The sequence below is a fragment of the Streptomyces longwoodensis genome (assembly GCF_001514125.1).
Classification (GTDB): Bacteria; Actinomycetota; Actinomycetes; order Streptomycetales; family Streptomycetaceae; genus Streptomyces; species Streptomyces longwoodensis.
Genome location: NZ_KQ948551.1, coordinates 651,207 through 671,424, shown reverse-complemented (window position 1 = coordinate 671,424; position 20,218 = coordinate 651,207). Strand labels below are relative to the sequence as shown.

The following is a 20,218-nucleotide window of genomic DNA, read 5'->3' as shown; positions in this document are numbered from 1 at the left end:
CTGATCGGCACTATGTCAGCCACTCATGAACCGGTAAAGCTACTGAGTTGGCCGCGATACATAATCGTTACCCGGATCCGCCGTCGGGCAGCAGATCAAGCCTCCTACCTGCATCGTGTGGTCCGGCCACGATTCATGGCGGGGTCTAGACCGGTTAATCAACGCGGGTTAGGTTGGGGGCGTTCTTGCCCGACCAGCGTCGTACGCACCAGGCCGGCCGCCATGAGGAGCCGCACATGAAGGACGTCATCCAGCTCACCGGGGAGTGGACTCTCCAGCACGACGGGGCGCGCCTGCCCGCGCAGGTGCCCGGCTGCGTGCACACCGATCTCCTGGCCGCGGGTGTGATCCCCGATCCGTACCTCGGACTCAACGAGATGGACGTCGCGTGGGTGGGCCGCCGGGCGTGGACGTACAGCCGCCCGCTGGACCCGCGGGACACGGAGAGCGACGGCCACGAGCGCACCGACCTGGTCTTCGACGGCCTCGACACCGCGGCCGTGATCACGGTGGACGGTCGCGAGCTGGGGCGCACGCGCAACATGCACCGCAGCTACCGCTTCGACGTGACCGGCGCCGCCGGAACGCTCGACGTGCGGTTCGCGTCCGCCTACGACGAGGCCGACGCCGTGCGGGAGCTGACCGGTGAGCGGCCCAACGTGTATCCCGAGCCCTTCCAGTACATCCGCAAGATGGCGTGCAGCTTCGGCTGGGACTGGGGGCCGACCCTGGTCACCGCCGGCATGTGGCGGCCGGTCCGGCTGGAGCGGTGGTCGACGGCCCGTCTGTCGGACGTGCGGCCGCTGGTGACCGTCACCGACGGCACCGGGCGCGTGGAGATCCACGTGGGCCTGGAGCGCACGGCCTCAGCCGCCGGCCGCAGCCTGGCCCTGCGCGCCTCGGTCGCGGGCAGGCAGGCGCGTGCGGAGGTGGAGGGTGATCGCGCCGTCGTCACCCTGGAGGTGCCCGACGTCTCCCTGTGGTGGCCCCGCGGACACGGGGAGCAGCCGCTGTACGGGCTCGACCTGGTGCTCGAGGACGGCGAGGGCCGGCCGCTGGACTCCTGGCGGCGGCGGATCGGCTTCCGCACGGTCCACGTCGACCGTTCCCCCGACGCGCACGGCAGCGGGTTCACCTTCGTGGTCAACGGCGTGCGCCTCTTCACGCGCGGCGTGAACTGGATCCCCGACGACGTCTTCCCCTCCCGCGTCACCCCCGAGCGGTACCGCACCCGGTTGCGCCAGGCGGCCGGGGCGGGCGTGGACCTGGTGCGGGTCTGGGGCGGCGGCATCTACGAGGACGAGGCCTTCTACGACGCCTGCGACGAACTCGGCCTCATGGTCTGGCAGGACTTCCTGTTCGCCTGCGCCGCCTACCCCGAGGAGCAGCCGCTGCGCGGCGAGGTGGAGGCCGAGGCGCGCGACAACGTCGTCCGCCTCATGCCGCACCCGTCGCTGGTGCTGTGGAACGGCAACAACGAGAACCTGTGGGGCTTCAAGGACTGGGAGTGGGAGCCCGCGCTGGCCGGCGACTCCTGGGGCGGCGGCTACTACCTGGACCTCCTGCCCCGCGTCGTCGCCGAACTCGACCCCACCCGTCCCTACACCGCGGGCAGCCCGTGGTCCGGTTCCTGGGAGCACCACCCCAACGACCCGGCGCACGGCACCCACCACTCCTGGGAGGTGTGGAACCGGCGGGACTACGCCGGGTACCGCGACAGCGTGCCCCGGTTCGTCGCCGAGTTCGGCTGGCAGGCGCCGCCCGCCGTGGCCACCCTGCGCCGCGCGCTCCCCGGCGAGGACCTGGCCCCCGGCTCCCCCGGGATGCTGCACCACCAGAAGGCCGAGGACGGCAACGGCAAGCTCGACCGGGGGATCGCCCGCCACTTCGCCCTCCCCGACGGTGACTTCGACCGCTGGCACTACCTCGCGCAGGTGGTGCAGGCCCGGGCCGTGGCCGCCGGCATCGAGCACTGGCGCTCCCACTGGCCCGTGTGCGCGGGCACCGTCGTCTGGCAGCTGAACGACTGCTGGCCGGTCAGCTCCTGGGCGGCCGTCGACGGCGACGGCCGGCTCAAGCCGCTCTACCACGAGCTGCGCCGGGTGTACGCGGACCGCCTCCTCAGCGTCCAGGAGGACCCGGAGGCCCCCGTCGGGCACCTGGTCATCGCCGTGGTCAACCAGTCCGGCGAGGCCTGGCACCCGCACCTCGTCCTGCGGCGGCTGACGGCGGACGGCACCGTCCTCGGCAGCGCGGGACTCGACGCGGCGGCGGCCCCGCACTCCGTCGCCCGCGTCGTCGTCCCGCACGGCCTCCTCCCGGACGCGACGTCGGCGAAGGAGTTCCTGGTCGCGGACGCCGACGGACTGCGCGCCCTGTACTTCCCCGTCCCCGACCTGGACTTCGCCTACCCGGCACCCCGCTACGACGTCGTCGTGCGGTCCCGGGCCGACGACGAGGCGGGTAGTGTCGACGTCGTGGTGACAGCACGAACCCTGGTACGCGACCTCCTCCTCCAGGCCGACCGGCTCGGCCCCGACGCCACATGTGACGCGGGCCTGCGGACCTTGCTGCCCGGCGAGAGCGTCCGGCTGCGGGTCCGGGGTGCGGCCGAGATCGGTGCCAACGCCGTGCAGGCGGCGCTCTTCTGCGTGGAACCGGCGTGAGCACACCGACCGAGCGGGTGACGATCAAGGACGTCGCCGCAGCGGCTGGTGTCTCCAAGGGCGCGGTCTCGCTCGCGTTCAACGACAAGCCGGGCGTCTCCGAGGCCACCCGTGCCCGCATCTTCGCCGCGGCCCGGCAACTGGGGTGGGCGCCGAACTCCTCGGCGCGGAGCCTGTCACGCCAGTCGGTCGACACGATCGGGCTGGCGATCTGCCGGCCCGCCCGGCTGCTGGGCCTCGAACCCTTCTACATGGAGTTCATCTCCGGCATCGAGAGCGTGCTGGCCGAACGCAACTGCTCCCTGCTGCTGCGCCTGGTGGGATCGCTCGAAGAGGAGACCCGGCTCCAGCAGTCCTGGTGGCGGGAGCGTCAGATCGCCGGGTCGATCCTGGTCGACTTCCACCAGGAGGACCCCCGGGTCGGTCCGCTCCGCGAGCTGGGGCTGCCCGCCGTGGCGGTGGGTCACCCGACCCTCACGGGCGGCTTCCCCTCGGTGTGGACCGACGACGCCGTCGCCGTGGCCGAAGCGGTGCGCTACCTCGCCGCTCTGGGCCACCGGCGGATCGCCCGCGTGGGGGGACCGGCCGGGCTGGGGCACAGCGTCATCCGGGCGAAGGCGTTCGAGGAGACGATGGCGGCCCTGGGCCTGGACGGCCGTCCGCACGTGGAGACCGGCTTCTCCGGCGAGGAGGGCGCCCGCGCCACCCGGTCCCTGCTGCTGTCGGCGGACCGGCCCACGGCGATCGTCTACGACAACGACCTGATGGCCGTCGCCGGGCTGGGCGTGGCCGCCGAGATGGGCGTCTCGGTGCCGGACGAGCTGTCGCTGCTCGCCTGGGACGACTCACAGCTGTGCCGGCTCACCCATCCGACGCTGTCGGCGATGAGCCACGACGTGCACGGGTTCGGCGCGCAGGTCACGCGGGTGCTGTTCGACGTCATCGCCGGGCAGGACGTCGTCTCCCGGCCGGTGGCCACTCCGTCCCTCGTACCGCGCGCGTCGACGGCTCCGCCGCGCGGCTAGGGGACACCCCCGGGGTGTCCGACGCACACCGCGTCGGCCGCCGCCACCCTCGACGGGGTGGCGGCGACCGGTGCGGTTCAGGAGACGGTGCAGGTGGTGCCGTTGAGGACGAAGGAGGCGGGGACGCCGTTGGTCCCGGGTGTGGAGGAGGCGTTGAACCCGAAGCTGACCGAGCCGGCCGCCGGGATCGTCTTCGTCCAGGACTCGTTGGTGACGTGGACCAGGCTCCCGCTCTGGGTGGCCCTGGCGTTCCAGACGGAGTTGATCCGCTGGGCCGCGGGGAAGGAGAAGTCGAGGGTCCAGCCGTCGACGGCCTGCGCGGAGGTGTTGCGGACGGTGACGTCGGCGTTGAAGCTGCTGCCCCAGTCGCTCAGCCGGTAGCTGACGGAGCACGGGCCGGTGGTGCTGCCCGGACGGGTGGCTGCGGTCACCGTGGCCGAGCGGGACGAGCGGTTGCCGGCGGCGTCGCGGGCGTACACGGCGAAGGTGTAGGTGGTGTTCGCGCTCAGCCCGGTGACGGTGGCACCGGTCGTGGTGGAGGTGGCGACGACCGTCTCCGTGGACCCGCTGACGCGGACGACGTCGTAACCGGTCACCCCCGTGTCGTCGGTGGCGGCCGGCCAGCTCAGGCGGATGCTGCTCGCGGTGGTGTCGGAGGCGGTCGGTGTGCCGGGGGCGGTGGGCGCGGTCGTGTCGCCGCCGTTGTTGCCGCCGTCGGAGAAGACGGAGGCTTCCTTGGCGGTGGCCTTGATGCCGTCGGCGCCGTTGAAGAGGCGCTGTCCCCAGGCGGTCGTCCGGGCGGCGTCGAAGCCCTGCACGAGGTCGAGGTACTCGACCCCGCCGCCGTTGCCGCTCCAGGACCAGCCCAGGTAGCCGATGCCCCGCGCCTGGGCCGTGGCCATGATGGCGTCCTCGTCGGGGTCGCCGTCGGAGTGCATGTTGCCGAACTCGCCGATGACGAGCGGGAGTCCGGCCGAGACGAAGTGGCCGACGTAGTCGCCGACCTCGGCCGCGGTGTCGTACACGCCGTACATGTGGATGTCGAAGACGGTGTTGCGGTCGGGGTCGGCGGCGAAGACGCCGGCTGCGTTGTCCCGCATGGTGAAGGACCAGTCCTGGCCCCAGTTGGGCGCGTCGACCAGGAGCGTGTGGTCGATCCCGCCGGCGCGCAGCCGGCCGATGGCGGTCTTGGTGTCGGCGGTCCAGGCGCTGTAACCGGTGTTCCCGTACGGCTCGTTGCCGATGTTCACCAGGACGTACTTCTCCTGGCCGACGAGGGCGCTCTTGACGCCGAGCCAGTAGTCCACGGCCTTGGACAGCGGCGCGGCGGCACCCGCTTCGCCGTAGCCGGTGGTGTCGTGGGCCTCCAGGATGCAGACGAGGCGGTTCGCCTTGCACTGGCTGACGACGTCGGCGACGTCGGCCGTGTCGTTCCTGGTCCACTGGTCACCGGTGGCGAGGACCACGCGCACGGAGTTGGCGCCCTGGGCCTTGATGTCCTTCAGCGCCTGGGTGGTGCGGTCCGGGTACCAGGTGTGCGCGTGGTTGACGCCCCGCAGGACGAAGTCCTTGCCGTTGGCGTCCAGGAGTCTGCCGTCCTGCACGTGGAACCCGGCAGTCGTGCCCGCGGCCTGGGCCTGGGGCGCGCCCGCGAGGAAAGCGGCACACACGGCGAGGACGGCGCCCGTGGCCGCGGCCAGTGTTCTTCTCATTGATGTTCGCTCCCGGCTCGGTCGAGGGGCGGCACGGCGGTCCTGTGGGGCCGTGCCGGCCCGCTCGGGTCCCTGTGGTCGTCTGCCGCGCGGTGGCAACCGTGCGCGGCGCGGTGGGGCAGGGTGGTGCGCCGCCGCCTTCCGTGAACGGCTCTCGGTGCCCGGTCGGGTGCGGATGGGTCCCGTGCGTACGCGTACGGCCTCCGACCGGTGCGGACGGCGGGCTCACTGCGCTGAACGCATTCCTGCCCGTTCGCAACGCCGAGGTTAGGGGCGTTTCCGGATGCCGGGCAATCCTTTTGACAGAACCGGTTAAGTAACCGGTCCGGTGACATCTGCGGCCGCGAGAGGGCATGCCGGAGAAACCGAGTGCGCGGTGCGCGCCTTCGGTCGAAGGGAGTTCCCCGGGCTGGCGGCGCCCGGGGCGCGTCCGACGCGTCGACGACGGTGCGGCTCGTCAGGTCGCGGCGCCGGCCACCGCGGCCTGCCGGCGGGCCGCGGACGCCGCGCCGACGAGGCCCGCGTCCTGCGCCAGGGCCGCGGGCCGCACCTCGACCCGGCGGGCGAAGTCGAGCGTCGCGTACGTCCTCAAGTGCCGCCTCAGCGGCGTGAACAGCGTGTCGCCCGCCTGCGCGACGCCCCCGCCGATGACCGCGACCTCGATCTCGAGCAGCGTGGCGCTGCCCGCGATCGCGGCAGCCAGGGCCCTGGCGGACCGGTCGTACGCGGCCAGGGCCCGTTCGTCGCCCTCGCGCGCGGCCACCGCCACGGCGGCGGCGGTGGCCGGCACTCCGGCCGGCGGCGCCCAGCCGGCCCGCTGGGCGTGCCGGGCGATGGCGGTCCCGCTGGCGTAAGCCTCCAGGCACCCGCGCGCCCCGCACGCGCAGGGCGGCCCGTCCAGCTCCACGGAGATGTGGCCGATGTGGCCGGCGTTGCCCGACGGGCCCGGGTACAGCCTTCCACCGAGCACGAAGCCGCCTCCCACGCCGGTGGAGACGACCATGCACAGCGCGTTGTCCACGCCCCGGGCGGCGCCGCGCCAGTGCTCGGCGGCGGCCACCGCCACGGCGTCCCCCAGGAGCACCGGCTCGATGGTCCCGGGCAGCGCGTGGTGGGAGCGGACGCTCTCGACCAGCGGGAACTCCCGCCACGCCGGAATGTTCACCGGGCTGACCGTGCCGGCCGCCGTGTCCACCGGCCCCGCGCTGGCGATACCCAGCCCCCGGACGGCCGACCAGGCCGGCTCGACCGCCAGTGCGTCGATCACCGCGTCCAGGGTGCTCACCAGCCGAGCCTCCGACTCCTTCGCAGGGGTGGGTAGTTCGACCCTGCGGACGACGGAGCCCGCTTCGTCGACGAGCGCCCCGGCGATCTTGGTGCCGCCTATGTCGAGAGCTGCGTACATGGGTGTGCTCATTCCTCTCCGGATGCCGGCACGAGTCCTCCTCGGCCGATCTGACAACGTTGTCTCACTGATGGGGGCGGGGCGCGCTCGGACCGACCGGCCCGGTGGAGCAGGGCCGTCCCGGGGACGCCACGAAGAGCGTGCCGTCCCCCTGCGCCGTCACCCCCTCGTCCGCGGCGGACAGGAAGCAGGAGGCCCCGGAGCGCAGCAGGACCTCCTCACCGTCCGGCGTGCCCAGCCGCGCCGTTCCGTCCAGGCACAGGACGATGCGGGGACCCGCCGTCGGCACCACCGGCCGGGGTGCCGCACCCAGTGCGGTCCGGTGCAGCGCGAACTCCTCCACGGGGCAGTCGTAGGCCCAGGTACGTCCGGGACCGCCGAGGGCCCGCGGTGCCACCAGGGCGACCCGGGCGCCCGGGTCGGTGATCCGCAGCAGTTCCGGGACGTCGACCTCCTTGCCGGTCAGGCCCGCACGGAGCACGTTGTCGGAGTTGGCCAGCAGTTCGACGCCGACTCCGCGCACATAGGCGTGCAGGCCACCGGGCGGCATGTACAGCGTGGCGCCCGGCTCCAGCACCTGGTGCCGCAGCAGCAGGGAGGCGACGAGTCCCAGGTCGCCGGGATGGTGCCGGGCCATGCCGGCCACCGTGGCGTAGGCGGCGGCGTACGGCCCCGGGGAGGCGCCCAGCCGCGCGCTCGCCGCCACCACCGCAGACACCAGGGAGCGGCGGTCACCGGAGGGCCAGTTCAGCACGGTGCGCAGCGCCTCGCGCAGGGCGTCGGCGCCGTCGCCCGTCCGCAGGACGGCCACGACAGGCGCGAGGGCGGGGACGCCGAGCCCGTCGTACACCTCGACGGCCTCGGCACGACTGCGGAAGCCCGCCAGCACCTCGAACGCGGTCAAGGCGTGGAGCAGTTCCGGCTTCGGCCAGTCGTCGGCGTAGACCCGCCGCCCGGGGGTCGCGGTCTGGGCGGCGAAGCCGGAGCGCGCCTGCTGCCGGTCGGGGTGCACCTGGACGGACAGGGGCCGGTCGGCCGCGAGGATCTTCAGCAGGAAGGGCAGGCGGCCGCCGAACCGACGGGCGCACGGGGCCCCGAGCTCCCGTTCGGGGTCCGCGGCGACGAGGTCCTGGAGGGTGGTCCGCCGCCCGTCCCGGGTCAGGCCCGAGGGGCCGGCCGGGTGCGCGCCCATCCACAGCTCGGCCTCGGGGCCGGCCGCGGGAACGTCCCGGCCCTGCAGACGGGCCAGCGCGTCGCGCGAACCCCAGTGATAGGGCTTGATGATCGGTTGCAATACGTCCACGGCCGTACGCTAACTTCGCGAACGGATGAGGAACCGCCCCTGATGGGCCTTGTTATTGAACCGGTATAGTGACTCATCTCCTGTCGCGGCACACCGGCTGGACGCCTGCCTGCCGGACCGGACACACCGGCCGTTTCATGAACGTCCGATGAGAATCCGGGCGCCGGGGAACGTCTGCTCCCATTCCGTTCGTCCTTCCGCGTGCGATGAACAAGACGATCAGGCGTGCCTCGCTCTTCACCCTGCTCCTGGTGTTCGCCCTGCTGGTCCGGGCGACCTGGGTGCAGTTCTACGAAGGCCGGGCACTGGCGGACGACCAGCACAACCGGCGCAACGCGATCCAGACGTACGCGGAGCCGCTCGGGAACATCGTCGTGGCCGGCCGGGCGGTCACCGGCTCGGCGGTCACCGAGGGCAGCGACCTGCGGTACAGACGCACGTACACGAACGGCCCGCTGTACGCGGCGGTGACGGGCTACGCCTCGCAGGCGTACGCGCCGACCCAGCTGGAGGGCATCTACGCCGACCTGCTCAGCGGCACCGACACGCGGCTGAAGACCGTGCTGGACACCCTCACGAACGAGCGGGCCGATCCGGGCAACGTGGTCACGACCATCGACCCGGACGTGCAGGAGGCGGCGTACGACGCGCTGGGCGACACCAAGGGCGGGGCCGTCGCGATCGACCCGGGGACCGGCCGGATCCTCGCCGCGGTGTCGACGCCGTCGTACGACCCGTCGACGCTGACCGACGCCACCACCGCGGGCACCGCCTGGAAGCGGCTGAACGCCGACCCGGACAAGCCGCTGACCAACCGAGCCCTGCGCCAGCCGCTGCCGCCGGGCTCGACGTTCAAGCTGGTGGTCGCGGCGGCCGCGCTGGAGGACGGGCTGTACTCGTCGGTCGACGAGCCGACCGTGAGCCCGAGCCCTTACACCCTGCCGGGCACGGTGACCCCGCTGCGCAACGAGAGCGCCTCGGCGCCCTGCACGAACGCCTCGATCCGGGTCGCCCTGCAGTACTCCTGCAACACCGTCTTCGCGAAGATGGCCGTCGACCTGGGCCAGGACAAGGTGCGGGCGACGGCCGAGAAGTTCGGCTTCAACGACAGCACGCGGGACGTGCCGGTGCGGGCGTACACCAGCGTGTACCCCACGGGCATGGACCGGGCGCAGACCGCGCTGACCGGCATCGGCCAGTTCGACGTGACGGCCACCCCGCTGCAGATGGCCATGGTCTCCGCGGCCCTCGCCCATGACGGCGAGCTGGTGGCGCCGCACATGGTCGACCGGATCACCGACGGCGGCGGCGACACCCTGGAGGACTACGACGACGGCGCGCGGACCACCCGCATCGTCAGCTCCCGCACCGCCGCGCAACTGCGCTCCGCGATGCAGACGGTGGTGGAGGAGGGCACCGGCACCAACGCGCGGATCGCCGGCGTCACCGTCGGCGGCAAGACGGGCACGGCCCAGCACGGCGAGAACAACAGCAAGACGCCGTACGCCTGGTTCACGTCCTACGCGACGGCCGGGGACAAGCAGGTGGCCGTGGCCGTCATGGTCGAGCAGTCGGACGCGGCCCGCTCCGAGGTGAGCGGCAACGGCCTGGCGGCCCCGGTGGCCCGGGCGATGATGAAGGCGGCGCTCACGTAGGGCGGACCGATCTGCGCAAGCGCGCCCGGCGGCGGTTCGGGCTGTCATACGGTGCTCGAAGCCCCGTACGAGCAACGCCGTGGGGCGCTGCTACGCTTCCGGGTCGCGTCCCGATGATCTTCCCGGGACCTCCTCCCCCGCCGTCCGCCCGACGCGCACAGGCGCCCCGCCCGGCGCCGCCCGCACCGAGAAGAGGTCGCCCGTGGGCACAGTCGTCGACGACGCCGCCTCGGTGGAGTTCCACGCCTTCTTCGAAGCCCACTACGCGGAACTGTCGCGCCTGGCCCGGCTGTTGACGGGCGAGCCGGACGCCGCCGACGACCTCGCGGCGGACGCGCTGCTCGCCCTGTGGCACCGCTGGGACCGGGTGCGCGCGGCCGACCACCCGGTGGCCTACGCGCGGGGCGTCGTCGCCAACCTGGCCCGCACCCGCGTGCGCAGCGCCGTGCGCGAGCGGCGCAGGATCTCCCTGTTCTGGTCCCAGCGCGAGGAGCGGACGGAGAACCCCGACGTCGCGGGCGTGGTGGACGTCCAGTCGGCGCTGCGCCGGCTGCCGTTCCGCAAGCGGGCCTGCGTGGTGCTGCGGCACGCCTTCGACCTCTCGGAGAAGGACACCGCTCTCGCCCTGGGGATCTCGGTGGGTACGGTGAAGAGCCAGACGTCCAAGGGGGTGGCCGAGCTGCAGAAGCTGCTCGGCGCGCAGGGAGCGCCGCACAGGGTGCACGCGGTGATGGCGCGCACCAGCGAGGCCGGAGGAAGGGACCGATGACGACGCAGCGGGACGTGCACGACGAGCTGCGCGCCCGGCTGCGGGAGGCGGCCGGGGCGCACCAGCCCGACCGCGCGCGCATCCTGGCCCGCATCGAGCGCGGCATGGCGGGCCAGGAGCGGCCCGGCCACCGGGCGACCCGTACCCCGGTGGCCGGCTGGGCGCGGATCGCGGGGGCCACGGCGGCGGTCGCCGGGCTGCTCGCGGCCGGCGGCTACGCCGTCGCCTCGGTGGTCGGCGACGACGCCCCCGCCCCGCAGACGGTCGCCGTGTCCCCGACACCGGCGACCAGCCGTCCCCCCGCGTCCTTCCCCTCGGCGAGCGCGAGCGGCGGGACCCCGGAGCGGGACCGGCCGGGCTCCACACCGTCCCGTCCGGCGACCTCCCCGCCCTCCGCCCCGCTGCCCGCCACGGACGACACCGAGGCCGGCCCGCTGTGGTCGGACGGCTCGGTCGACCCGCACAGCAACGACTTCTGGGCGCAGAGCAACGTCACCTTCAAGACCTCCACCGAACTCACCGCCCTCACCGTGCAGTTGAGGATCGCCCAGACCGGCGGGGTGTCCTCGACGGGCGCCTGGCGGTCGCTGCCCGAGGCCGACTTCACGTTCACGCTGGCCGAACGCGACGGCTTCCTCGTCTACACCTGGGTGCTCAAGGAGGGTCGTACGGTCCCCCGGGGCGAATGGGTCTTCGCGGGACAGTACGACCACGCACGCGGCGGACGCGACGCCCGCGAGGACGACTACGCGGTCCGGGCGACCACCGCCGGCGACCGCTACGACGTCGGCGGCGACTTCGCGGCCCGCGGGGACAGCGGCGGCTAGGCCGGGTTGAGCGGGTGCGCGACGGGTGGTGTACGCGCCCCCTGCGCGCCCCTGCGCACGCCCTTGCCCCGATCGGCTGCTCCGCCTTGGCACGAACCCGTTTCTGACCATGCTGCGGCTGCTAGCTTCGCGACAGTGAGGCGGGGCGCAGCGCATCGGGGGAAGCGGCAGCCATGGCTTGGGGTACGCAGGGTGACGACGACACGAACGGGCGGGCCACGGATCCGGCCGTGGACGCGGCCGAGCATCTCGCCGCAGCCATCGGCACGGAGGCGTGGCCGCAGGCACGGGACCAGGTCGTCGGTCTGCTGGACGACGAGGAAGGTTCGGCCGGTGACCGCGTCGAGGCCTGGGCCGCCGAGGCGCTGCGTCGCGAGCGGGAGGACGAGGACCCGAATGCCTATCTGATCGACTCGCTGCCGCAGTGGCAGCAGGAGATCGCGGCGGCACTCGCGGATGACCCCGAACGAGCGGAAGAGGCGCGCCGGTTCACCGAGACCGTACGGTCTCTGCTGCCCAGGCCGGACGACACCGGTACGCAAGTCGCCGTGGCAACCGGCCACGGCACAGTCAACGCAGTCCAGAACGGCAACATCTACTACCAGGTCGTGCTGGGCCTCGCCCCGCGCCCCGGCGGACTCAGCCGAGGCGGCGCCATCGTTGCGACCGCCATCGGGGGAACGGGCGCGGCGACCGGTGGAGTCGCCGCCGCTCGCCACTTCGCCGCCGAGGCCGTGGACGCAGCGGGCCGGGGTCAGCTTCCGCAAGCGCCACTGGCGAACCCGGCAGCCGCCCCCGGCGCCGGGGCCACGGCAGGCGGCGCCACGACCCCGGGCACCACCGCGGCGGCCAAGGTCGGCTCCACCGCCATGGGCAAGGCCACTTCCGGCCTGTCCGGGAGGATCGCGGGAGCCGTTGGTAGCGGGACCGGTGGTGTCGGCGTCCCAGCGGTGGCGGTTGTGGTGTCGGTGGTGGTGGTCGTGGTCACCACGGTGACCGTCGTACTGACGCGGACGTCCGACCACGGCTCGTGCGACGCCGCGGTCCACGGCCAGTCGTCGCGCGCCGTCCTTGCGGAAGCCGCCCGCCGTGTCGAGTTGACGAGCTTCCGCTTCGACATCACCCGGGGCCCGCACCAAGTCACGGGCGCGGCGGACCCGCAGTCCCGCAACGCGTGGTTCACACAGGGCCTGACCGACGGACCGGTGGTGACCGGCACGATCGCCCAGGGCGAAGTCGTCCTCCCCGCTGGAACCACCGTTCCCTCAGGCGCGGATCCCCGCTGGGTACGCAGCGACGGATCCTTCACCGACGCGGTCGATCCCGCGGCCCCCGCACGCCAACTTCGGTCGGTGGTGACGGCACGGCGCAACGGCTGCGAGTTCACGGGAACGTTGTCCCCCTCCGCCGCGCCGGCGGCAGCGGGGGCGGCGAGCCCGATGGCCGCAGCTCTGGCCGTCCGCGCGGGCACAGCGTCTGCCACACCGACGACCGGCGCGTCCACCTCACCTCCGGCCGGCGGATCCGGCGTGCCGTTCACGGCCCGCATCGACGACGAGGCCCGACTGGTGCGGCTCAGGACAGGGGCACCGGCCGACGGACTTCCCGTCTCCGTCCGGTACTCGGACTTCGGACTGGCCGTCACGCCGTCCGTGCCACCGTCGGCAACGGCACAGCGGTCCCCGTCTCCCAGCGCTACGCACACCCTGACCGGCGATTGGGCCGGAGTGTGGGCGACCGACTTCGCCACAGGTGATTTCACGGCGAAGCTGGCCCAGAACGGCAACCGCATGACCGGCCGACTCACTGTCGACGGTACGGGCTGCGACCTCGGCGGTCCCGTCAGCGGCGCGGTCGAGGGCGACCGCATCACCTTCGGCACCGTGAAGAGCACCGGGAAGATCACCTTCACCGGAAGCATGGACGGCGCCGGCATGCACGGCACCTTCAGCACCGACTGCTACAACGCCACCGGGGACTGGAACGCGCGCCGTTCCCCGACCCCACACTAGAACCAGCACCGCAGGAGGACGCGCCCGTGATCTCCGACTGGCTGACCCAACTCGCTGCGGCCGGCTCCGCGGCCCTCGTCTCTGCCGCCTCTACGGACGCCTGGCAGACGACCCGCGACCGCTTCGTGCGGCTCCTGAGCCGGGGCGACCCGGACCGGGTCGAGGCGGCGTCCCGGCGCCTCGACGCCCTGCGGCACACCGCGCGAACCCAGGACGGTGACCGCGCGTTGGCCGAGGCCCGCCGCACCTGGCAGGTCCGCCTCCAGGACCTGCTCGAGGAGCATCCCGAGGCCGCCGACGAACTCCGTTCCACCATCGCGTCACTGCCACCGCCCCGGCCCGCCACCACCTCGTACCGGCAGCAAGGCACGGCTCAGGACCATGGCAAGGTGTTCATGAACCAGCACGGCGACCAGATCATCCGCGAGACGCGCCCGGGGACGCCTGACGCCTGACAGGTCGTCGGCATGCCCGTCCGGGCTGCTTGTTGTTCGGCCGACCAGCGGGCACAGGTCGCATGTAGGAGAGGGCGGAGGCCGGACGACGTCGGCTCAGTCGCTGCGCCGGGCTCGCGAGGGTCTCCGCCAGGACGTCTGCCGGCGTCCGCCGCCTTGGGCCACGTCATGGCTCCTCGTCAGCCCGACCGGTCTTGACCACTCGTGGTCGGCTTGGGTGCGCATTCTGCTGGGCCGACGTCACGGGCACGTCATCTGTTCCTTTTGCTGATCAGAGCCACAGGCACGCACAGAACTCCACCCGCAACGAGCAGCAGTCCGACTGCGCCCGCCGGGCCTTTGGTGGAGAGCGCCAAGAGAAGGGCACCGCAGACGAGAGCCAGCATGCCGAAGAGTAAGATCTGTCGCCCTCTTCCCGGTTGAATCATCTCGTCCCCCCTGTACGGCTGGTCAGCAGCTCGCGGGCGCTCCCGCCGCCACCCTCCCCTGCGGTTACTCGGAACTCAGGCGCTCACACCTGGCCGAAGCGGGCGACGGGTACGGTGGTGCCGAGTGCGAAGCCCTGGAGTGTCGTGACGCGTTCGATGACCAGGACCAGGAGTACGGCCGCGGTGATCATCAGCGCCTCCGCCACCACCAGCAGGGGCATCGAGTCCGGGGCCGTCCGGTTCGCCAGCATGAGTACCAGCGCGTGGGCGACCCACGCGGCCCACCACAGGTTCACCAGCGCCGTGTCCCGGTTCTCCCGCCAGGCCAGGGAACTCGCCCGCCCGATGTCCAGGACGAACCGGCGCGGAACGACGAAGTTGACCCCCGGGACGAACCACGCCCCGACGGTCCACACCGCACCCGGCAACGAGGCTCGTGGGGACAGTTCCCGGGCGTTGCGCCGGGACCGGGCGAGCCACACGAGGAACAGCACGACCGCGACGGTCATCAGATCGACGAAGACCACGGAGACGAGGCCCGAGCGGTGCTGGGACGCCCCGGTGGCCTGCAGGACGTCGTCCCGGACCGCCACGGCACGGAACACGTCCGCCGCCGCGGCCACCGCTGTCGCCGTCTGCGCACAACGGGCAAGGACCCACGGAGCTTTCCGGGCGGTACGCGTCATCGTCCTCGGCCCTGTCCTTATGGAGTACGCGGGCACGGCGGACGCCGAGCCGGGATGATCATAGGGCGCACGGGCTGGGCGCGCCGAGGGCCGAGCGGCGCCTCCTCGGGCTGCGCCCCGCACCGCGACGGCCGCGGTGCGGGACGTGAAGCAGCACCGACTCTCAACAACCGGCCCAGTGGGCCCGGTTCAGCCGACGAAGTACGTCGGGTTCGGCAGCTTGTAGGTGCGGTCGGCGTGGCCGCCCTCGAGGTCGGAGTACTGGTCGCCGACGTTGGCGATGATGTCGTACCCCAGGTCCCGCTCGATGTGCTCGCGGGTGCCGGACTTGTACTGCACGGTGGTGCAGGTCCAGGTGCCCGGCGTGGCGCAGGCGCTCAGGTAGGCGGGCGGGGTGGCCGTGTTCTTGAGGAACATGTGGTCGGCGTCCAGGTTGACGTCGACACCGACCTTCTTCAGGTTGGCCACGGCGGCGGAGCGCTGGGCCTCGCTGAGCCCGGAGTTGTAGAAGACCTCGACGCCCTTGGACTCGGCGTAGCGGACGAGTTCCGGGCTGCCGAAGACCGCCGGGCGGTCGGCGCGGTTGACGTAGGCCGCCCAGCTGGCCGAGTTGTAGGTGTAGTTGTAGCGCTTCTCGTAGTCGAGGCTCAGCAGCAGGGTGTCGTCGATGTCGAAGACGACCGCGGGCTTCTCGCCCTTGTGCAGCGCCTTGCGGGCCGCCTTGTCGATGTACGTGCGCGCCGCCCGGTCGACGGACGCGAGGTCCTGGGCGTACGGGCTGGTCGGCGAGGCCTGGTACACGCCGTCGGCGTCGGCCGCCGTGCCGTAGTAGGCGTCGATGTCCTTCACCAGCAGCCCGATGTTGTAGGGCTCGTGGGTGGAGTTGGCCGTGGTCTGGCCGGCGGTGGCGGCGCCGGCGCCGTACAGGGCGGCTCCGGCGACGGCACAGGTGGCGGCGACCGCCGCGAGGCGCAGTGACTTATGCATGACATGCTTTTCTACGCGCGTCACCCCGGCGGGCGCGAGACCCGCCGGGCAAAAAACGGGTCAAGCGCCCGCTTGCGTGCGGCGCGGGCTCCACGGATCAGCAGCCCTCCGTCCAGGGCGTCCAGTCCCCGAGGTACGCCTCACGGGTCGCCGACGCGGCCTGCACCCGGGTGAGTTGCGGACGGTTCGCGGGGACGGTGATCACGGCGCCGGGGCCGGTGTTGCGGTACTCGGCGAAGCGCTGGTCCTGCCACGGGTGGGCGCTCGACATGTCGGCGTACGGCGCCACCGCGTCGATGCCGGGGCCGAGGCGGGTCTCGCGGACGGTGAGCATGGGGCGGGCGGTGGTGTCGGAGCTGGGCACCCAGGGGCGGGCCAGCTTGTACGCGGCGTCGGGGGCCGCGCTGCCGACCCGGCCGTGGGTGACCAGGTAGCCGCGCGGGTTGGCCCCGGCGGTCGAGGGCGCGAACACGAAGCCGTACGGGGCCGCCGCCAGGTCGGTGCGGTCCAGGGTGCGGAAGTGGCAGTGCTCGAAGACGGCGGTGGCCCGGCCGAACACGAAGTCGACGTCGCCCTCGACGTGGCAGTGGGCGTAGTACTGGCGGGCGAACGCGGTCAGCGCCGTGGAGTCGGCGTACAGGGTGTCCTGGTGGCCGAGGAACCGGCAGTGGAAGAACGCGCTGCGGTCGCCCTGCACCTTCAGGGCCACCGCCTGGGTGCCGGTGACGCCCGGGTGGTCGGCGCGCAGCCAGTCGTTGGCGAAGGTGATCCAGCGGGCGGTGAAGCCGTCGGCCTGGACGGTGGTGGTGGCCGAGCCGGTGGTGCCGAGGGTGCCGCCGCCGGGCTTGGGGGTGCCGGCCGCGTTGTCGTACACGATCACCACGTCGCGGGGGTCCTCGGAGGCGCCGATCCAGGTCGCCCCGGTGCGCGCGGCGGACACGGCGACCGTCTCGCGGTAGGTGCCGGGCGCCAGGACGAGCGTCCAGCCGCTGCCGGACGCGGCGGACACGGCGGCGGAGACGGTGGTGTGGTCGCCACGGCCGGCAGGGTCGACGTACAGGGTCCGCGGGGTGGGGCGGGCGGCGGGGGAACCGAAGCGGCCGAACGGGGGCCGCCCCGGACCGGCCCACGACGGCGCGGCGCTCAGCGCGAGCGCGGCGCCGGCCCCGGCGCCGGCGCCCGCCAGGAGGAATCGCCTGCGGGACGACGACGGGTGCGGGTGGGGTGAGCGCATACGGGTGCTCCTCGGATGGGGTGTGCGGCCGGGGCGGACGCCTCCCGGGTGGGGAGGCGGTGCGGTCCGCCCCGGCCGGGCGGGGCGGGGTGTCAGCGCAGGCGGCCGGCGCCCGCGCGGTGGTGGACGATCCCGGGGACGGCCCTCGCCGGGTCGACCCGGGTGCGCAGGGCCGGGGTCCAGCCGGCGCCCGGCTGGAGGGTCTCGGCGGGGATCTGCGCGTTGTGCACGGCGATCAGGTCGACGCGCTCGCCGTTGACGTAGTTGTCGTCGGCGGTCACCGGCGAGACGTTCCAGCGCTTGAGGATCCTGCCCGCGGCGACGCCCTCGGGCAGCGTGAACGCGTTGTGCTCGGCGACGAGCTGGGACTCCTTGCCGACGCCGAAGCTGTAGGAGTAGTCCCCGTCCGCCACGAAGTGGTTGTTGTAGGAGTCGACCTGCCCGAACCGCACGCGCGGGGCGCGTTCGACGAGGTTCTCGAACAGGTTGTGGTGGAAGGTCACCTTGAGCTTGCCGCGGTCGCCGGCCGCGGTGGACTCGCTGTCGCTGTTGCCGATGAGGATCGTCTTGTCGTGCTCGGTGAAGACGTTCCAGGAGGCGGTCACGTAGTTCGCGCCGCGGACGATGTCGAGCTCGCCGTCGTGCTGCTGGTAGAGCATCCCGAAGTAGGTGGGCGCGGCACTGTCGGGGTGGCTGCCGTCGGTGAAGGTGTTGTGGTCCAGCCACACGTGGGTGGAGCCGTACACCACGGCGGTGTCGTACTCGGAGTTCCAGTTGCCCCGGCTGCCGTCGGTCGGGTCCCACTGGGGGAAGCAGTCGACGGGGCTCTCGAACGTCAGGTTGCGGACGATGACGTCGTCGACGGCCTTGATCTGGAGGCTGGCGCCCTTGAACCCGGCGCCCCGGCCGACCCCGATGATCGTGGTGTTGGAGGGGACGTTCGCCTTGACGGACTGGTCCTGCCGGGCGGCCGAGGCACGCCGCAGCCCCTCGGGGCTGTCGTCGGGCTCGGCGCTGAGGTCGGTGTCCAGGCCCCAGGTCTCCGGCGCGTACGCCGCCAGGTAGGCGTCGAAGTCGTAGCCGGGGACGGCGAAGGCGTCGCACCCCTCGGAGACGGCGTCGATGACGCCCTTGACCTTGATGATCCTGGGTGCGTCGCCGCCGGCGGCGAGGGCGGCCTTGAACTGGTCCCAGGTGGTGACGGTGTACACGTGCGCCGCGTCGGCCGCCGCGCCACCGGTGGTCCCGGTGCCGTACGCCCCCCAGCCGTCCTGGGCGCCCAGCACCTGCCGGGCGGGGTCGCGGGGGTGCGCCTGGGCCACCGTGCCGGTCAGGGCCACCACCAGGCCGGTGCAGCCGACCACCGCGGCGGCTCGCGCAATGGCATGCGCATGCCACTTCTGTACGTTCATCGTGTGCGGCTCTCTCTTCTCGGAACGTCTCCGGACTTGCCTGGACGGGGTGTCACTCGCCCCTCAGGGGCGCGGGGAACTGCGCGACAGGCCAGGGGCGGTCCGCACCCCGCGACGAACAGACCGCCCCCACGCAATCCGGCACCCGCTCAGCCGGCGGCTACCCCTGCCGCTTCCACTCGGCCTGCGCCTCGTTCAACTGCTCGGCCAACGTGTCCAGGAACTTCTTCGCGCTCATCTTCCCGAGCAGCACCTTCTGGAAGTTCGGCTCGTTGTCGGCCTTGGAGATCGTGTTCCAGTCGGGCAGGTAGTACGGCAGTTGCACGATGGTCGTCGAGCCGTCGCTCAGCGCCGCCGCGGCGAGCTTCGTCGGCTCGGACTTCTGCACCCAGGGGTCCTGTGCGGCCTGGGTGTTGGCCGGGACCTGGCCCGCCGACTCGTTGAACTTCGAGTTCTCGGCGCGCGAGGCCGCGAACTCGATGAACTTCCAGGCGGCCTCCTTGTTCCTGGAGCTCTTGAACAGGCCGAGCCCGTCCACCGGGTTGGACACCTGCACCCGCTTGCCGTCGGGCCGCGTCGGCTGCGGGATGCCGCGGAACTTGGCGGCGCCGAACGCCTTCACGTGGTCCTGGTACGACCCGAGGTTGTGGTTGAGCATCCCGATCGTGCCGGAGTCCCACTGCGCGACCATCTTGGTGAAGTCGTTGTTGACGTCGGCGGCGGGGGTGGCCTTCTTGTACAGCCCGGCGTACTTCTCCAGCGCGGCCACGTTCGCGGGGTCGTTGACGGTGGTCCTGTCGCCGTTCCAGAACGAGGTGATGCCGGACTGCCCGTACATCGCGTCCAGGGCCTGGGCGATGGAGCCGGCGCCGCCGCGGATGGTGTAGCCGAACTCGTTCCGGCCCGCGTTCGTGAGCTTCTCGGCGGCCGTGAAGAACGCGTCCCAGGTGGTCGGCGCCTGGAGGCCGGCCTTCTGGAACAGGTCGGTGCGGTAGTACAGGACGCCGTTGTTGGCGGACGTCGGCACCGAGTACAGCCGGCCGTCGCGGCCGCCCGCGGCCTTCAGCGAGGTGAGCATGTCCTTGTTGAGCAGCCCGTTGAGCGAGGACTTCGCCAGCCGCCCGTCGAGCGGCTCCAGCGCGTCCTGCGCGGAGAACCCGGCGAGCATCGCCGCGCCGACCCCGCCGACGTCGGGCAGGCCGCCGCCCTGGATCGCGGTGTCCACCTTGGACTGGTACTCGGTGGAGGCGATGCCGACGTACTCGACGTCGACGTCCGGGTTGGCCTTCTCGAAGTCGGCGATGATCTGCTTCCAGACGTCGGTGCGCACACCGCCGTTGTTGTCCCAGAAGACGATCCTGCCCTTGCCGCTGCCCTCGGAGCCCTTGTCGCCGGAGCCGCTGCCGTCGTCCCCGCAGGCGGTGGCGGTCAGGGCGAGCACGGATCCCAGGGCGACGGCCACGGCGGCCCGCCTGCTTCTGCTTCTGCTGGTCTTCATTGGTCGGCTCTCTTCTTCTGGATCGACTCTTCTGGATCGACGCGGACGTGACGGCCGTCGGATGACGGGGCGGTGCTGGGGTCGTGCGGTCGCGCGTGGGGGGGGGTGCGTGGGGGGAAGTCACAGAGCTCGGCAAGCGCTTGC

The 20,218-nt window shown here is 72.5% G+C and carries 15 protein-coding genes; 7 read left to right on the top strand and 8 right to left on the bottom strand.

Annotation, left to right across the window (positions count from 1 at the left end; genetic code table 11):
• The first annotated feature begins 236 nt into the window (after nt 1-236).
• Together AQJ30_RS12010 and AQJ30_RS12005 are read left to right on the top strand one after the other, a co-directional pair.
• Nucleotides 237-2,666 (top strand): glycoside hydrolase family 2 protein, encoded by a 2,430-nt coding sequence (locus tag AQJ30_RS12010; RefSeq protein WP_067232348.1) that lies wholly within the window; start codon nt 237-239, stop codon nt 2,664-2,666.
• Nucleotides 2,663-3,691, top strand: a complete 1,029-nt coding sequence (locus AQJ30_RS12005) for a LacI family DNA-binding transcriptional regulator (RefSeq protein WP_067232345.1) — start codon at nt 2,663-2,665, stop codon at nt 3,689-3,691. The genes AQJ30_RS12010 and AQJ30_RS12005 overlap by 4 nt, the downstream gene beginning before the upstream one ends.
• Before the next feature lie 77 nt (nt 3,692-3,768).
• Here the strand turns inward: AQJ30_RS12005 and AQJ30_RS12000 are convergent, their stop codons facing one another.
• The 3 genes from AQJ30_RS12000 to manA all read right to left on the bottom strand — a co-directional run bounded on the left by AQJ30_RS12000 (nt 3,769) and on the right by manA (nt 8,111).
• Entirely contained in the window at nt 3,769-5,403 is a 1,635-nt protein-coding gene (locus tag AQJ30_RS12000) for a cellulase family glycosylhydrolase (protein WP_067232343.1), read from the bottom strand.
• A 457-nt stretch (nt 5,404-5,860) separates the two neighbouring features.
• Complete coding sequence (locus tag AQJ30_RS11995; protein ID WP_067232341.1) at nt 5,861-6,820, bottom strand: ROK family protein; 960 nt, start codon at nt 6,818-6,820, stop codon at nt 5,861-5,863.
• A gap of 52 nt (nt 6,821-6,872) precedes the next feature.
• Nucleotides 6,873-8,111 (bottom strand): mannose-6-phosphate isomerase, class I, encoded by a 1,239-nt coding sequence (gene manA / locus AQJ30_RS11990; RefSeq protein WP_067232339.1) that lies wholly within the window; start codon nt 8,109-8,111, stop codon nt 6,873-6,875.
• 206 nt (nt 8,112-8,317) lie between these two features.
• On the opposite strand from manA, the gene AQJ30_RS11985 reads away from it, so the two are divergent.
• The 5 genes from AQJ30_RS11985 (at nt 8,318) to AQJ30_RS11965 (ending at nt 13,829) form a co-directional block, all read left to right on the top strand.
• A complete protein-coding gene (locus AQJ30_RS11985; RefSeq protein WP_067232336.1) occupies nt 8,318-9,766 on the top strand; it encodes a peptidoglycan D,D-transpeptidase FtsI family protein in 1,449 nt (482 codons plus the stop codon).
• A 202-nt stretch (nt 9,767-9,968) separates the two neighbouring features.
• Complete coding sequence (locus AQJ30_RS11980) at nt 9,969-10,535, top strand: SigE family RNA polymerase sigma factor (protein ID WP_067232334.1); 567 nt, start codon at nt 9,969-9,971, stop codon at nt 10,533-10,535.
• On the top strand, nt 10,532-11,362 hold the full coding sequence (locus AQJ30_RS11975) for a hypothetical protein (RefSeq protein WP_067232332.1): 831 nt from the start codon (nt 10,532-10,534) through the stop codon (nt 11,360-11,362). Before AQJ30_RS11980 ends, AQJ30_RS11975 begins: the two co-directional genes overlap by 4 nt.
• Before the next feature lie 173 nt (nt 11,363-11,535).
• A complete protein-coding gene (locus AQJ30_RS11970; protein ID WP_067232330.1) occupies nt 11,536-13,374 on the top strand; it encodes a hypothetical protein in 1,839 nt (612 codons plus the stop codon).
• A gap of 26 nt (nt 13,375-13,400) precedes the next feature.
• Nucleotides 13,401-13,829: a hypothetical protein gene (locus tag AQJ30_RS11965; protein ID WP_067232328.1), complete on the top strand. Its 429-nt coding sequence runs from the start codon at nt 13,401-13,403 to the stop codon at nt 13,827-13,829.
• 511 nt (nt 13,830-14,340) lie between these two features.
• Here AQJ30_RS11965 and AQJ30_RS11960 read toward each other — a convergent pair.
• The 5 genes from AQJ30_RS11960 to AQJ30_RS11940 form a co-directional block, all read right to left on the bottom strand.
• Nucleotides 14,341-14,880, bottom strand: coding sequence for a DUF4328 domain-containing protein (locus AQJ30_RS11960; protein ID WP_245726892.1), 540 nt, complete (start codon nt 14,878-14,880; stop codon nt 14,341-14,343).
• Nucleotides 14,881-15,132: 252 nt separating this feature from the next.
• The gene (locus AQJ30_RS11955; protein ID WP_067232322.1) at nt 15,133-15,930 is read right to left on the bottom strand and encodes an HAD family acid phosphatase; all 798 of its coding nucleotides are present in this window, start codon (nt 15,928-15,930) and stop codon (nt 15,133-15,135) included.
• A 97-nt stretch (nt 15,931-16,027) separates the two neighbouring features.
• Entirely contained in the window at nt 16,028-17,164 is a 1,137-nt protein-coding gene (locus tag AQJ30_RS11950) for a pectinesterase family protein (RefSeq protein ID WP_067232319.1), read from the bottom strand.
• A 92-nt stretch (nt 17,165-17,256) separates the two neighbouring features.
• Entirely contained in the window at nt 17,257-18,576 is a 1,320-nt protein-coding gene (locus AQJ30_RS11945; protein WP_067232316.1) for a pectate lyase family protein, read from the bottom strand.
• A 160-nt stretch (nt 18,577-18,736) separates the two neighbouring features.
• Nucleotides 18,737-20,074 carry an ABC transporter substrate-binding protein gene (locus tag AQJ30_RS11940; RefSeq protein ID WP_067232315.1) on the bottom strand — a complete coding sequence of 446 codons (1,338 nt, stop codon included), beginning with the start codon at nt 20,072-20,074 and terminating at the stop codon, nt 18,737-18,739.
• Nucleotides 20,075-20,218 lie beyond the last annotated feature (144 nt).

What these genes read in the sequence shown, in the direction of transcription:
- AQJ30_RS12010 (WP_067232348.1), top strand. Translation starts at nt 237, where the DNA reads ATGAAGGACGTCATCCAGCTCACCGGGGAGTGGACTCTCCAGCACGAC.
- AQJ30_RS12000 (WP_067232343.1), bottom strand. Translation starts at nt 5,403, where the DNA reads ATGAGAAGAACACTGGCCGCGGCCACGGGCGCCGTCCTCGCCGTGTGT.
- AQJ30_RS11995 (WP_067232341.1), bottom strand. Translation starts at nt 6,820, where the DNA reads ATGAGCACACCCATGTACGCAGCTCTCGACATAGGCGGCACCAAGATC.
- AQJ30_RS11985 (WP_067232336.1), top strand. Translation starts at nt 8,318, where the DNA reads ATGAACAAGACGATCAGGCGTGCCTCGCTCTTCACCCTGCTCCTGGTG.
- AQJ30_RS11975 (WP_067232332.1), top strand. Translation starts at nt 10,532, where the DNA reads ATGACGACGCAGCGGGACGTGCACGACGAGCTGCGCGCCCGGCTGCGG.
- AQJ30_RS11970 (WP_067232330.1), top strand. Translation starts at nt 11,536, where the DNA reads ATGGCTTGGGGTACGCAGGGTGACGACGACACGAACGGGCGGGCCACG.
- AQJ30_RS11955 (WP_067232322.1), bottom strand. Translation starts at nt 15,930, where the DNA reads ATGCATAAGTCACTGCGCCTCGCGGCGGTCGCCGCCACCTGTGCCGTC.
- AQJ30_RS11950 (WP_067232319.1), bottom strand. Translation starts at nt 17,164, where the DNA reads ATGCGCTCACCCCACCCGCACCCGTCGTCGTCCCGCAGGCGATTCCTC.
- AQJ30_RS11945 (WP_067232316.1), bottom strand. Translation starts at nt 18,576, where the DNA reads ATGAACGTACAGAAGTGGCATGCGCATGCCATTGCGCGAGCCGCCGCG.
- AQJ30_RS11940 (WP_067232315.1), bottom strand. Translation starts at nt 20,074, where the DNA reads ATGAAGACCAGCAGAAGCAGAAGCAGGCGGGCCGCCGTGGCCGTCGCC.